At 34.9% G+C, this 14,051-nt stretch carries 12 protein-coding genes; 3 read left to right on the plus strand and 9 right to left on the minus strand.

What is annotated here, in order from left to right; translation table 11 throughout:
- The first annotated feature begins 188 nt into the window (after window positions 1-188).
- The gene (locus tag RT261_RS13395; protein ID WP_313133184.1) at window positions 189-617 is read left to right on the plus strand and encodes a PPC domain-containing DNA-binding protein; all 429 of its coding nucleotides are present in this window, start codon (window positions 189-191) and stop codon (window positions 615-617) included.
- A 126-nt stretch (window positions 618-743) separates the two neighbouring features.
- Here the strand turns inward: RT261_RS13395 and RT261_RS13400 are convergent, their stop codons facing one another.
- From RT261_RS13400 to yaaA, 6 genes are all read right to left on the minus strand, one after another.
- Window positions 744-1,481 carry a TIGR03943 family putative permease subunit gene (locus RT261_RS13400; RefSeq protein WP_313133187.1) on the minus strand — a complete coding sequence of 246 codons (738 nt, stop codon included), beginning with the start codon at window positions 1,479-1,481 and terminating at the stop codon, window positions 744-746.
- Window positions 1,478-2,347: a metal ABC transporter permease gene (locus RT261_RS13405; protein ID WP_313133188.1), complete on the minus strand. Its 870-nt coding sequence runs from the start codon at window positions 2,345-2,347 to the stop codon at window positions 1,478-1,480. The genes RT261_RS13400 and RT261_RS13405 overlap by 4 nt, the downstream gene beginning before the upstream one ends.
- Entirely contained in the window at window positions 2,340-3,050 is a 711-nt protein-coding gene (locus tag RT261_RS13410) for a metal ABC transporter ATP-binding protein (protein ID WP_313133190.1), read from the minus strand. The genes RT261_RS13405 and RT261_RS13410 overlap by 8 nt, the downstream gene beginning before the upstream one ends.
- A 1-nt stretch (window position 3,051) precedes the next feature.
- The gene (locus RT261_RS13415) at window positions 3,052-4,080 is read right to left on the minus strand and encodes a metal ABC transporter substrate-binding protein (protein ID WP_313133192.1); all 1,029 of its coding nucleotides are present in this window, start codon (window positions 4,078-4,080) and stop codon (window positions 3,052-3,054) included.
- A 118-nt stretch (window positions 4,081-4,198) separates the two neighbouring features.
- On the minus strand, window positions 4,199-4,579 hold the full coding sequence (locus RT261_RS13420) for a hypothetical protein (protein ID WP_313133194.1): 381 nt from the start codon (window positions 4,577-4,579) through the stop codon (window positions 4,199-4,201).
- Between the two features lie 227 nt (window positions 4,580-4,806).
- Entirely contained in the window at window positions 4,807-5,547 is a 741-nt protein-coding gene (gene yaaA / locus RT261_RS13425; protein ID WP_313133195.1) for a peroxide stress protein YaaA, read from the minus strand.
- A gap of 524 nt (window positions 5,548-6,071) precedes the next feature.
- Here yaaA and RT261_RS13430 point away from each other — a divergent pair.
- Window positions 6,072-6,431, plus strand: coding sequence for a VOC family protein (locus RT261_RS13430; protein ID WP_313133198.1), 360 nt, complete (start codon window positions 6,072-6,074; stop codon window positions 6,429-6,431).
- Between the two features lie 492 nt (window positions 6,432-6,923).
- Here the strand turns inward: RT261_RS13430 and RT261_RS13435 are convergent, their stop codons facing one another.
- Both RT261_RS13435 and RT261_RS13440 read right to left on the minus strand, forming a co-directional pair.
- Window positions 6,924-8,972 (minus strand): glycoside hydrolase family 10 protein, encoded by a 2,049-nt coding sequence (locus tag RT261_RS13435; protein WP_313133199.1) that lies wholly within the window; start codon window positions 8,970-8,972, stop codon window positions 6,924-6,926.
- Window positions 8,973-9,047: 75 nt separating this feature from the next.
- Window positions 9,048-11,690 carry a stalk domain-containing protein gene (locus tag RT261_RS13440; RefSeq protein WP_313133201.1) on the minus strand — a complete coding sequence of 881 codons (2,643 nt, stop codon included), beginning with the start codon at window positions 11,688-11,690 and terminating at the stop codon, window positions 9,048-9,050.
- A 570-nt stretch (window positions 11,691-12,260) separates the two neighbouring features.
- On the opposite strand from RT261_RS13440, the gene RT261_RS13445 reads away from it, so the two are divergent.
- On the plus strand, window positions 12,261-13,310 hold the full coding sequence (locus tag RT261_RS13445) for a tyrosine-type recombinase/integrase (protein ID WP_313133203.1): 1,050 nt from the start codon (window positions 12,261-12,263) through the stop codon (window positions 13,308-13,310).
- 286 nt (window positions 13,311-13,596) lie between these two features.
- Here RT261_RS13445 and RT261_RS13450 read toward each other — a convergent pair.
- Window positions 13,597-14,051 (minus strand): zinc-ribbon domain-containing protein (locus RT261_RS13450; RefSeq protein ID WP_313133205.1); only part of this gene is annotated, 455 nt, incomplete at its 5' end.

Consider the following 14,051-nt stretch of genomic DNA (forward strand, 5'->3'; position numbering starts at 1 on the left):
TGGAACAAGCAATATACAATATCCCCCACTCTCTATGGTCTGAATACCCCATATTAGGCAAAGCGTACTATTGTTGTAATCTAAATTTTTATTTATTATATATATGTCAAATTAAAAATACATGATATAATAATAGATAAGAGAGTTTCTGAAGTTAAAAAATAATACATAAAGGGCAAGGTGATTATATGGAATATAGGCGATTTGATAATACTATTGTTGCAAGAATTGATAAGGGAGAGGAAATAGTATCTTCTTTAGAAAAATTGTGCATAGATGAGGATATTCATTTAGGTGTGGTAAGCGGACTTGGTGCGGTAAATGATGTGACTATCGGAATATTTGATACCGAAGAAAAGACCTATTATAGCAAGGAATGTAAAGGTGATTTCGAAATTGCTTCTTTAACTGGTAACATCACTCGTATGAATGAAAAACCATATCTTCATTTGCATATTACCATAGGGAACACCCAAACAAATGAAAACTATGGCGGTCATTTAAACAAAGCAGTAATTGGTGCTACTGGGGAAATCTTTATTACCATTATTCCGGGAAAAGTAGGAAGAGAATTTAGCCAGGAAATCGGGCTTAACTTAATGAAATTCAATATGTAATTTAAAACAGTTAGAAACTGTTGTAAAACAGACTGTCATTCTAGGGGAGTAATTTAGCTATGAATTTACTCCCAGAATGACAGTCTATTATTTAACGTGTCTAATAAAATTATCGAATTTTATTTGTCATTGATAAACATATTCTTCACCGCGGGTAGAAAGCACCGTTAGAGAAGTTAGCTCAAGACGTAAATATTGATATCCATTCTCCTCGTACTCCTTCAGGACTCCTACAGCTTCAACCCAATCTTCCTGTTCTGGATAATCTTTATCCCATATTACCTCAAAGCCGGCATATGCATCAACACCACAGCAACCAGGTCCGTACCGAATGACGGAATAGTATCTTGTGTCGGTTTCGGGAACTTCATGAACATTGAAAATTCCCTCGTATTTTATCGTTTTACCCAAATAATCTACAGGATTAAAATAGATATCATTGGTCTGAGCGATAAACATCTTCTCTTTTATTTCAATAATATCACTGTCATCATCTTGAGCTGACAACTTATTAACATCTGTTCCATTAGATGCATGAACTGGTATCTCACTATTATTAAGTTCTTCGTAATTCTGAATCGGCGTTTCACTAATATAAGGCTCTTCATAATTCTGAATCGGCGTTTCACTAATATAAGACTCTTCATAATTTTGAATCGGTATTTCGCTAATATTAGATTCTCCAGAAGTTTGAATTGGCACTTCACTAATGTCAGGTACTTCAGCGTTCTTCTCACTGCTTTCCGGCGAATTAACGGCAGGTGTACCGTTTCCGTTTTTCGCTCCCTGATTCACAGGTGATTTGCTTTCACAGCCAGCCAGTATGAAAATCAGACCTATAACAAGTACCACTATTTTTCTCATGTGTCCTTTCTCCTTTCTGAGACCTTACGGTGCAGTTTTTTATAAACCGCCTCTACCGGCAACAAGTGTATTGCCCAGAATAGCAGGAATGCCACGATATTTACGAGTACTACACTTGCTCCGGTTGGGGTAGCCTTGATATAGGATATGACCACGCCGATGAAGAAGCATACCACAGAAACAATGGCGGAGCATATTGTCACAGTTTTGAACTTTTTGCACAACCTCATGGAAGTAAGTGCTGGGAATATAATGAGGCTGGTAATCAGGAGTGCCCCCATCATTCTCATGCCAAGAACAATGGTAATTGCGGTTAAAAAGGCAATCAACATATTGTACAGTCCTGTTTTCACGCCAGTGGCTTGTGCAAAAGTTTCGTCAAATGTTACTGCGAATATTTTGTTGTAGAATAATATAAATAGTATAAGTACTACAATTGCAAGGGCAATACTCAAAGTAACGTCATTTTTGCTCATAGCCAAAATGCTGCCAAACATATAGTTACAAACATCTGTGTTCATGCCAGTTGTAAGGGATATGACCACAACCCCGATAGCCAGTGAACTGGTGGAAATCAGAGCGATGGCAGCATCACCTTTAATCTTGCTGTTCTCACTGATTCGCAGAAGGAAAAATGCCGCTAACACTACAATTGGTATAGAAACAGTTAACGGTGCTGCATTCATAGCTGTAGCAATGGCTAAACTTCCAAATCCCACATGGGAAAGTCCATCTCCAATCATAGCGTAACGTTTTAGAACAAGACTTACTCCTAAGAGTGCTGCACAGAGTGAAACAAGTAACCCAACCACAACTGCACGAACCAGAAAAGTGTAGGAGAACATCTCCATTAATGTATTAATCATTCCCTTCACCTCCCAAAAATCCAATACCAGCACTGGATTTTACATAGTCCTTCGTTTTCCCAAAGAATACTTGTTTATTCTTTAAATGTAGGATGTGACTTGCGTATTTAACTGCACTTTGTATGTCATGAGAAACCATAATGATTGTGATGTTGGCTTCACGGTTTATTTTTGCAATAATGCGATAGAGTTCCTGGGTAACCATGGGATCAAGTCCAGCAGCCGGCTCATCCAACAGCAGGATTTTTTTCGTAGCACAAAGTGCCCGTGCCAGCAGTACACGCTGTTGTTGACCGCCGGACAATTCTCGGTAGCATTTGTGTCGAAGATTTTCAATATCCAACCTCTTGATATTTTCTTCCGCAACAGCTTTATCTGTCCGTGAGTAAAAGGGCTGGATACCCCGCCCACTGAGCCGTCCCGAAAGAACAACCTCGTAAGCACTTGCTGGAAAATCCTTTTGTGCGGCGGTTTGTTGCGGTAAATAACCTATCTCATTGGATTTTAGTCCATTACCCATCAAAATACTTCCGCTTTGTGGAGTTTTAAGACGCAGCAATCCCTTGATAAGGGTACTCTTGCCAGAGCCATTTTCTCCAACAACACATAAATAATCTCCTTTTTGGACTTCAAAATTAAGACCGCTAACGGCGATATTCCCTTCATAGGCAAAGGAAACATCCTTACAGTTGATAAGAGCCATATTATTGCAACGCCTCCTTCAGTGCTTCCACGTTAGCAGTCATTAATTCAATATAGTTTTTTCCACTCTCGAAATCAGACTTGGAAATGTTATGGCAGGCATGCATCAGAAGAACTTTTGCACCAGTAGCCTCACTGATGGTGTCTGCCATTTTTTCATTAGAAAGCTCAATGTGGAATACAACCGGTATTTTTTCTGTGTTAATCTTGTCAATCAGAAATTTGACAGTTGCCGCACTAGCTTCTGTTTCAGTAGAACAGCCAGGAAATGCAGCAAAATATTTAAGTCCATAGGCATCAGCAAAATAGCGGAAAGGAAAACGATCTCCAAACACAATAGTTTTTCGTTTATTATTATCCACTGCATCTTGGAACTTGCTGTCCAGTTCATCCAGCTTAGTTAGGTAATCTTCCGTATTGGTTTGATAGAAAGCAGCATTTGCGGTGTCTGTATCGCAAAGGGCATCAGAGATTATTTGAACTATCCGTTTCGCATTTTTAGGTGAAGTCCAGACATGTTCATCGTATTCCGGTTCTTCCTCTCCATGATCATGAGCATGCTCTTTCTCCTCTCCATCAGCATGTTCTTCCTCTGTTTCATGGTCGTCAGTATGCTCCTCTTCCTCCATACCCTCAACAACTTCTTCCTCAACAACCTGAACACAGTCCATTAATGTGATAATCTTCATTTTACTTGTATCCATTGATTCCAGAACCTCATTAACCCATTGGTCTGACTCTCCACCCACATAGAGAAAGATATCGCAATTCTGTATTTTAATGATGTCTTGAGGTGTAGGCTCAAAGGAGTGGCTTTCTGATCCAGGAGGCAGGAGCATAGTTACATCAGCCTTGTCTCCTGCAACTTCTCTCGTAAAATCATAGGATGGAAAAATTGTAGAAACAACGCTGATCTTTTCTCCGTTGTCCACAAGTTTATTGTTAGTATAGGATTTGCTGGATCTGCTACATCCAGCCAAGGGCACGGCAACAAGTAGTGCCATAAATATTAAAGAAATGAATCGTTTCATATTAGAAAACCTCCGTTTTATTCTTATTTTTGGGCGCAAAAATACAAGGAAATGCCGCTAACCGTTAAAAAAGCCCATATGCCCTTAAACGAATACCGTATTCCTTCCGGAGGATATCTCAATTATTTAATCGAACTTTCAATTTGACAGGAGTAGAAAAACCTATTTTCAAAAAACCAGGCTTTAAGACAGAAAGGGAAGCTAACAACGCGAAAAAGGTAAAGGCGGTACCAGCCACCGCCATGGAAATTTGTTTAAGCAGATTCTCCGCGTCCATCATGTGTGTACAAATGGTACAGCTTTCACTAGGACCATTGTGATCGTGCTTATGATTCTTATGAATAAGGATATAAGAGGATGAAAGAATGGTTGCGGCAATAAAAAGGGCGCACATAGTTAAGGCGATCAGCCTTACTGCCGAACGCTTTATGCTGCCAACAGTACTTACATTATAACCTGTCTGCTCTGTATGAATGGTATGTGGTGATGTACAGTGCATAACTGCTCCTTCTTTCAATCCATTATAGAATTATATGATTTATTGCCGAAAGCAATACTTATATTTTTTAAACACCGTTTATATGTAACTTAATTTGAAACTCAATATCAGCTTAGTATAGGTGAAGCCGAAAGTCAACATAAAATGTTTTTTCGTTTTTATAAAATGTTTTTTCATTTTTAGCTTCTTAATGTGTCACCGATAGTATTTAGTTTCCATAATTCAGACTAATTCTTAATAAAAGTATATCTATTCTCCCTAGACTCTAAGGTTTCAAAATAATAGTCATTCCAAGAAAACCCTTTCAATTTTTCCGGTTTGGTAATACGGTTTTTAATTATATACCTTACCATCTGACCTCTGGCCATTTTGGCTTCTGTTGCCAGAGTTCTAAGCTTACCACCTTTCATTATTTTAAAATCACAGGTAATCATTCTATCAAAAGGTAATAAATAAGGCTCTATTACGCTGGAATATTCCTTTGAGGCAAGATTTATTACAATTTCCTGATTCTGAAATAATTCTTCATATAACAAACCATTCCAAAATCCATAGAGATTTTTTCCGTTTATATCAAGTTTACACTGCATTTCTAGGCGGTATGGACAAACTTTATCCGTAGCTTTTAACATACCATATAATCCACTTAAAATTCTGATTGTTTCACCAGCAAATTCAAAATCCTCCTTTGTAAAGGTATCAGGATCTATATTCTTATATTGTAACCCGTGGTATGCAAGCAGTGCTGGTGTATCCTGCTTGTTTACGGTCCAGTTTTGTAAATCTACAAAGGTTTCCATTGCCAGTTTAGAATTAACATGCATTAGGCTTTCTAACTCAAAAGGGGGATATTCTTTTAATATACTTGCTAATTGTTTTGTTTTATTTATATACTGTGGATCCGTTAGGATTCGATTTTCTCTGGTAACAACCCTCATATTTTTTGCAGGTGATATAATAACTTTCACAATTATCCTCCTTGTAAACAATGATTTATCATAACCATATTACTATTTATCTCTCTCTTTTGTAAAGATTTTCTCAAATTAAATTACAATAGAAAGCCCAAGATGGAATACAACCGGCATTTTTTCTGTGCTAATCTCGTCAATCAGAAATTTAACAGTTCCCGCACTGTCCACTATCTCGGTAGAACAGCCAGGAAATGCAGCATAATATTAAGTCCATACCGGATAAGCTTCCACCACATGGTCAGCGCTTAAATATATTGTAGCAAACTTATGTTCGGATTTCAATTATAAAAGATGATATTTACTTGCAAAAACCTTATTTTGTAATATAATTATATTACGAGTGAATCCGGGTACAACTTTTTCGGCAAAAGTGTAACATATGCCTTTGTTTGGTATATCAGCCCTGAAAAAGGAGCTGGAATTGGTGATTAGTTGTGGATTCCTGTGACCATTCTAATTTATCATTCTTTTAATTAAAGTAAATTTTAGAAATATTTCATCAAGGAGTGCATTCAATTATGAAACTAAACTGGGTTACACTTAATGTAAGCGATTTGGAAAAGAGCTTGTATTTTTATACAAAGGTGCTGAAACTTAATATTTCAGCCAGATTCGGCGATGAAGACCATCAAATTGTCATGCTTGGAGAGGCCGACGGGGCAAAGATTGAGTTGATATTTGAACCAAATACTCAAAAAGAAAACCCGGGTAATGGCGTATCAATCGGGCTGGAAACCGACAATTTAGAAAAACTAATTGACGAATTAAATAATATGGGTTATAGAGTAACAGGCCCTATATCACCTAACCCTCATATACGCTTCTTTTTTGTTCAAGACCCGGATGGATATACAATTCAGTTGATTGAACAAAAGTAAAAAATTGCTTCTCTTCGGGATTTTGTCTGCAATAGGATCTCCGAAGAGCCATAATAATCACTTAATATTACAAGGAATTTTGTATATGAACATGAAGTCAGTGCCTATAGACGCAGCCGGCAAAATAAAACTGTCATTCTGAAAGAATTTTGCTGAAAGAATGACAGTTTTTAGCCTATAAAGCTGGGAATCTTACTTTAAGGCAACTGATGCTTGAGTTACGGTAATTCTTATCTCAATCTTTACTTGAGTCCTATTGCTGGCAAACTTATATTGCTTCCAATTACAAATCTAATATTATCATAAATAGTTATATATTCAAATTTTAATTTTTATAATTATTTAAATCCATATAAATTCAATCTTTACTCTTTTAAAAGTCTAATTGGGAGATTCTTGAAATGCAAAACAAAATACAAGGAAGTCTCATTCCGCACTTTATTAAAGCAGATTGAAACTTCCTTGCAATATTAAATCATATTCGTTATTATATTATAATATTTCTATTAATCTATCATTACCCGGTTTTGAAACCTTATTAAAGAAGAAGTCATATCGGAAGAACATATAGCCATCCACCAGTCCGGTGTCTCTGCCATACTCTACCTGTTTTTTTAAGATATCTTTATCATTCTTCCAATCCGGTTCTAAACTGGATCCTGCTTTGTAATTTGCAATACCTACATACATTTTAACAGATGAACTGGTTCTATAAGATAACCATTTGTCCAATGTTTTATCGTATGGATAGGCACTGTTAGAGAAAGTCCAATAAATCTGGGGACAAATATAATCAATGTATCCATCTTTTGATAACCATGTAGCAATATCGGTATAATATCCGGTATCTGCAAATAATGAATTGATAAATCCACCGGGGCTGATTCCGAATTCTACTGTAGGGTCGATGTTCTTAATGGATTTGTAAACATTCTTTACTAAATCATTTACATTTTGTCTTCTCCAATCTGCAATGGATAAAGGTTTTTTATTATATGTACCGCAGCGAACAACATACTCTTCATATTCTACATTATCAAATTTCTTTTCATGACCGTTTCCTAATACGGGATAGAAATAATCATCAAAATGGATACCATCTACATCATAATTTTTTACAATTTCTTTCACTCCATTATAGATTAATTGACGAACTTCACTGGAAGCCGGATTGTAATATAAATTACCACCAAAAGCTAATACATTTCTGTCATTAGATTTATCCTTATCTTCGTACCATACTCTTGCAGGGTTGTCTTTTGACAATGCTTTATAATCGGTGCTTGCAGTAGTTACACGGTAAGGATTTAGCCATGCATGGAGTTCCAGGCCTCTGTCATGAGCTGCTTTTACCATATATTTTAATGGATCAAATCCAGGATCAACGCCTTGTGTTCCTGATACATATTTTGACCACGGGAAATAGTTGGATTTATACATAGCATCTCCAAAAGGTCTTACTTGTACCACTACCGCATTCATATTCATATCAACTATGTTGTCAAACATAGTATTAATTACAGCTTCAAAGCTATCTTTTGTAAATCCTCCTTTACCGTATTCTGCAAATTCCAGATAAGAAATCCAAACTGCTTTAAACTCTAGTTTAATATCAATTGTTTTAGCAATCTTATTATCAGCGTTATCTTGAACCAATACGGTATATATACCGTCAGAATCCACTTTAAATTTCTTAGAATCCGTTATATTAATGCCTTTGGTATTCCATTCCGGATTATTAACATTTGACATATCACCTTTTACGTATAAAGCACGCTTAATTCCTGATTTATCAGAAGTATTGTAGGTTATGGTTGCTTCCTGATTCATTACAGAATATGATAAGTCTAAGGAAGGTGCTGTTTTATCAATGTTACTTACCTTAATTACTTCTAAAGCCTGATTGCCAGCTTTATCGGTTACAGCAACGGAATACTCTCCATTGGCTGAAACGTCTATTGTACCGATTCCTTTTTCATTCATAGTAATGGTTTTAACTGCATCTGCCTGACTTTTAAAATCAGAAAGAGTTTTGTTTCCATCCATGTATAAAACCTCCTTTACACCTGATTCTTCGTCAGAAGGAGTTATGTAAATGCTAACTGCAGATTTGACAGGTTCCGTCGTACTTAAAGAATAATTAACAACGGGTGCTGTCTTATCAATATTAGTGATTTCAAGTTTCTTAGTTGTCTTGTTACCATAAATATCTTCTGCATAAAAAGTATATGTATCATTTTTTGTAATCGTTACTGTAGCTTGGTTATCGGAATTTAAATTTATTACTTTACCATCTTTACTAAAGTAATTTACATCTCTGTTTCCGGATCTGTATTTTACTTTCTTTAATTTTGACGCATCAGTAACTTTCATTGCCACTTTAACATTGCTTTTGGTAGGTTTTGTTGTAGCTGGTGTCAAAGTAATAGATGGTTTTTTTGTGTCAGTTGCTGCACTAGCATAAGTTGTTCCAAATAAAGCAATTCCAAGTACAGTACAAATAATTGCCTTATATAACCACTTCATTAAATTATTTTGCATTATATCCTTCCTTTCAATAACTGTTTATTTGACAATTCCGTCTTTACAAAATCAGTAAAGACGGAATATGAGTTTTTATCTTCCTGTAGGATAAGTAGTGAATACCATTTGCAATATATCATAAATTGCTTCTGCGGTACTTTCACGGAAGGAACTTTTTGTCATAAGTGTTAAATCGCTTGTATTGGACATAAAACCTAATTCAATAAGAATTGCAGGAACCGTATTATATTTGGTAACAACATACTGTTTAGCAAAAATACTCCTTTTTTGTGTACCTACTGCACTAGGTAAATTATCCAAGAATATAGAAGCAAATTTTTTACTATTTAAGCCCATTGGGGACATCCCATTATTTGCATCTGAGTAATAGATTTCTGTTCCGCGAACGGTGGTTTTGGTGTTTGCATTCATGTGAAGGCTTATAAATAAATCAGCCCCTACCTTTTTAGCAAATGCCGCACGTTCATAAAGATCAACTTTTGTATCATCATATCTAGAGTAATACGCTTTGATATCAGATTCCGGTGCGTCAAAGATTTTTTTGCAGTAATCGTAAATAATGGAGAAGTTTACGTCTTTTTCATTGATAGTCTTGCCATTTAATTTACGAAGAGCACCAGGATCAGTACCACCATGTCCTGCATCTAAAACCACAATATTTTTATAGATGTCTTTTGGATCACCAACGATTACATCTATGTAGCCGTTGTTCTCTTTTAATTTATAACCTTGTAATTTAGTTGTATTTACAATAATCTCAGTAATATCATTTTTAGAATCATAATTAAGTGAAATATTTTTAATTCTACCATCCTGATAACCATAGATTGTATTAGCATAAAAAGAACGTTGGTCACCAGGCACATAAATAGAGAATTTATTGTTGTAATAACGGTCTTCATGAGTGATTTCAGAGAAGTCTACATACTCTGGTATCTTAAACTGTATTACACTTACATTGGAAGGAACTGTTTCCGGACGTTCTTCTTTAAATGAAATTGTGTATTCATTATCCGTCTGTGTTACTTCATAAGTTGCATCCTCTGATTTTTCAATTATAATCTGTATTGAAGAGTTACTGTCTACTGTAAAGCTTTGCACGGTTCTTAAGGAATGCAGAGATTCTGCCGTTTCATTTACAAAACTCTTAGTTCCAACCCCGTTATTAATGTTTGATAGCTGTAAAGTAAGCTGATAGCTGCTTTCTGTTAACTGAACATCCAGTTTACTTAAACCAGTTAACGTAATATAATCATTACCTTCTTTTATTCCTGCTGTAACTTTAGATAAATAGTTTTTGAAAAACGTTACCTTTAAAGTACATTTGTCTTCAGAAAGTGATAAGGTATAATCCATGTTTTGTTGATTTAAATTTAATATTACATCCGTACTGGCATTGGCATAATTATATGTAGTAGATGCATTGCCTACATAGGTACCTCCTAAATAATAATTGGTATTATTAGTACTTGCATTACTTACATGTAGTGTTAATGTCTGATCATTCAAAGTTGAGGTAACATTTCCAAATGGTGTTGTAGATGTTATGGAATACGTTTCTGTAATACCAGTACTTTGACTGTCTTTTGTAACGGAATAAATATTAGCAGTATTGGTTTCCTCTGACTTGATCTCTTTTGCATTGGCAGCATTACCAATTTGTTTATAATCATCCTGATATTCGTCTAAAAGATTCCACTCTAAGAAAACTTTATCCTCTGGTATAAAATCATCGCCGCCTAATTCAGGACCATCCGGGTTTCCTGTGTTATTATCTTCTTCTGTACGTGAAGTAATTACAGATCTCTTAAGGGAACTGTCCCATCTATAATTATATCCAAGATAAGAGGATATAAAGCTTCCCGGAACCATAACATGAGCAGCACCAGAATCTAAATTCTTAACTAAAAGAGGTGCTGTATCCATTGTGTGGGCTTTTCCATTTACATAAGCAGTTTTACTGCCAAGTGTTAATTTAACCGTAACGTCATTTTTTGATAAGGTAATAGTTCCCTCTTTTTCATTGTAGTTATATTTTGCACTAACTGGAGCACTTCCAAATACCTTGTATGCATAAACCATTGCGGTGTCATTTATAATAATACTTGGCATTTTACCAAGATTAATCACTTTGCCATCAACGGAAACAGAGCCTATGGTACCTGTATAAGCTACCTGCTTACCATTATAATATAAATTCATTGGACCAGTCATAGAAACTGTTCCATTTGAACCATTATAAGTATATTTGTAACCTAATGTTTCTGCTGTAAATCTTGCAGGTACAAAAACTTGTGAATAACTACCGGATTGCATCTTTAATTTCTTAGGTGCAATTGACAAGGTAGTCTTTTTGCCATTTACATAAGCAGTTTTACTGCCGACTGTGTATTTTATGGTTGTTCCATTTAACTTTAATGTTACCACACCATTAGATGAGGAATAATCAAATTCAGCACCTATATTCGAATTTACAAAAACATCTCGAAAAGATACTAAGGAAATACCATCAATGATAATTCCTGGTGCAACCGTTTTGATTTCTTTTCCATCTAAATAGTACTTAACCTGTTTATCGGTATAAGTAATGGTCTTCTTTGTTCCATAGTCATAGAAATTTAACTTAGATGCTGCTGATACTTTTGTGTATGGTATGCAAAACAAAGTTAATGCAATGAAAAGCATCCAAAGTATATTACGTTTTTTCATTTTCATTCTAAAATCATCCCTTTGTATATTGTCGTAATTTTATACTAACAAGAATTTGCATTCTTAGTTAGCATTTTGGTTTATATGTAATTGATAAGCATTATAATTGCTTTGCAAAGATTTAAAGTATGCGAATAACCATATCTTATCTTTTAGGAAAAACATAAATAAATTTTACTTAATTTATATTGACATAATTAATTTATGTAAACTTAATCTGTTTTTACCTATATACTGTTTAATCCGATTTGTCTTTTGTAAAGATTAAATACATTCTCCAAACTGACTATGTATTTCAGCCCAGCTTGATTAGTCAATCTAAGATAATAGCACTCTAAATTGATTGACTTATAAAATCTCCTATCCTATATCATATAGCACCTCCATCTAAATAAAATTAATTCCAAATAGAATATTTTGCTTTTAAAAAACACTCCATTTGCTTCATATATTACCATAATTTTAATTAGTGTTAAAATTGTGTCATATTTTGAAAAAATTTCATACTTATAGTTACTTTATACTTTTTATGCTATAATGAATACATATTAAGTATGTAATGAAGGGAATGATTTCATGGCCGAACATAATTACCATGACCAAAAAAATATTGAAAATGCAGTGAGACTACGAGAAATATTAGGTGAACTCCCCAGATTTTGCAGCGATTTTTTTCGCGGCATTGAGCCAACCACCTCTTCCCTTACCAGAATCGCTTATGCCTATGATTTAAGGGTATTCTTTACTTTCTTAACTGAAACTAACCCCACATTCAAAAATACACCCATTCGTGATTTCAAGGTTGAAATATTGGATCAATTGAGGGCATTAGATATAGAAGAATATTTAGATTATCTCTCCTATTATAAAAAAGATGATAAAGAGTACTTAAATAGTGAAAACGGTAAGAAAAGGAAACTAATTGCTCTCCGTACCTTTTATAACTACTATTTCAAAAAAGAAATGATATTAACCAATCCTGCGGCTTTAGTAAACATACCTAAGCTTCATGAAAAAGAAATTATCCGCCTGGAGATTGATGAAGTTGCCAAGATGTTAGATGCGATAGAGAATGGAGAGAATATGACTGCCTCTCAACAAAAGTATCATAATAAGCTAAAGAACCGGGATTTGGCTCTTATCACTCTTCTATTAGGCACTGGTATTCGTGTCTCCGAATGTGTTGGCTTAGACCTAAATGATCTGGATTTTAATAATGATGGTATTAAAATCAGGAGAAAAGGCGGGAATGAATCTATCATTTATTTTGGTGAAGAAGTACGAGATGCCTTGGAAGACTATCTGAAAGAACGTGAACAGATTATTCCGGCTGCCGGCAGTGAGGAAGCGTTATTCTTATCTTTACAAAAGAAAAGAATAGGCGTAAAAGCGGTTGAAAACCTTGTTAAAAAGTATTCCGGTTTTGTAACAAAATTGAAAAATATTACGCCTCATAAGTTAAGAAGTACATATGGTACAAACTTGTACCGGGAAACAGGGGATATTTATTTGGTTGCCGATGTGTTAGGACATAGGGATGTTAATACAACGAAAAAGCATTATGCTGCTATTGAAGATTCTAGGAGGAGAAGTGCTGCTAATAAGGTGAGATTGAGGGAGAAATAATAAAAACAATAACTGAAAAAAATTTTTAAAGAATAATTATATATTATGAACTTTATTCATAATAAAACTTAAAATTATTTTATTAATATTTTGAACAAAAAATGAACTTTATTGTATATAACTGATATAGCACCCACAAAATTTGTGAGTGCTATTTTCCTTAAAAGAAATATTTTTTCTTTCTGCGTAGACCTTTGCAAATAGGACAGGCCTTCATTTTTCTTTTCTGATAATAAATCCTCCTCTTAGGACTCATTAGATATCTTTTCTTACAATCTTTACAAATTCACCAAACATTTTTTGAGTAACTATCTAATATAGCATCTGGGTCACATAAAAGATAATTATTGATTCTATCCCACTCTTCCATTAAATCCGGATGATTATGTTCAAAGGAATTAACTCCAGGTAAGACTTTCGTACCTAGACAATAAGGGCAAGCGTCATCGCCAACTTCTCTTTCATCAATAGGATAAACATATTCACCACCACACGTTGGGCACAACCAAGCCGCCCGAAATGAACTCTCTTTATGATATGTTTCAGGACCACGCTCATTTGAAGGGCTAAATTCTTTTGCTAAATCAAAATGGCTATCTAACAAAGAATTGAACCCTGCAAGGGCTCTATTTTTATGACAGTACGGACAAGACTCGTCTCCGACTTCACGCTCATTTATAGGATAACTATATTCACCACTACACGTTGGGCACAACCAAGATACCCAGCTTTTGTTTGTTT

The sequence above is a fragment of the Anaerocolumna sp. genome (assembly GCF_032079385.1).
In the GTDB taxonomy this organism is placed as follows: Bacteria; Bacillota; Clostridia; order Lachnospirales; family Lachnospiraceae; genus Anaerocolumna.

Bases quoted from the DNA above. Each gene is read 5' to 3' on its own strand.
- RT261_RS13400 (WP_313133187.1), bottom strand. From the start codon at position 1,481: ATGAGAAAAATAGTGGTACTTGTTATAGGTCTGATTTTCATACTGGCT.
- RT261_RS13410 (WP_313133190.1), bottom strand. From the start codon at position 3,050: ATGGCTCTTATCAACTGTAAGGATGTTTCCTTTGCCTATGAAGGGAAT.
- RT261_RS13435 (WP_313133199.1), bottom strand. From the start codon at position 8,972: ATGCAAAATAATTTAATGAAGTGGTTATATAAGGCAATTATTTGTACT.
- RT261_RS13430 (WP_313133198.1), top strand. From the start codon at position 6,072: ATGAAACTAAACTGGGTTACACTTAATGTAAGCGATTTGGAAAAGAGC.
- RT261_RS13440 (WP_313133201.1), bottom strand. From the start codon at position 11,690: ATGAAAATGAAAAAACGTAATATACTTTGGATGCTTTTCATTGCATTA.
- RT261_RS13395 (WP_313133184.1), top strand. From the start codon at position 189: ATGGAATATAGGCGATTTGATAATACTATTGTTGCAAGAATTGATAAG.
- RT261_RS13415 (WP_313133192.1), bottom strand. From the start codon at position 4,080: ATGAAACGATTCATTTCTTTAATATTTATGGCACTACTTGTTGCCGTG.
- RT261_RS13445 (WP_313133203.1), top strand. From the start codon at position 12,261: ATGGCCGAACATAATTACCATGACCAAAAAAATATTGAAAATGCAGTG.
- RT261_RS13420 (WP_313133194.1), bottom strand. From the start codon at position 4,579: ATGCACTGTACATCACCACATACCATTCATACAGAGCAGACAGGTTAT.
- RT261_RS13405 (WP_313133188.1), bottom strand. From the start codon at position 2,347: ATGATTAATACATTAATGGAGATGTTCTCCTACACTTTTCTGGTTCGT.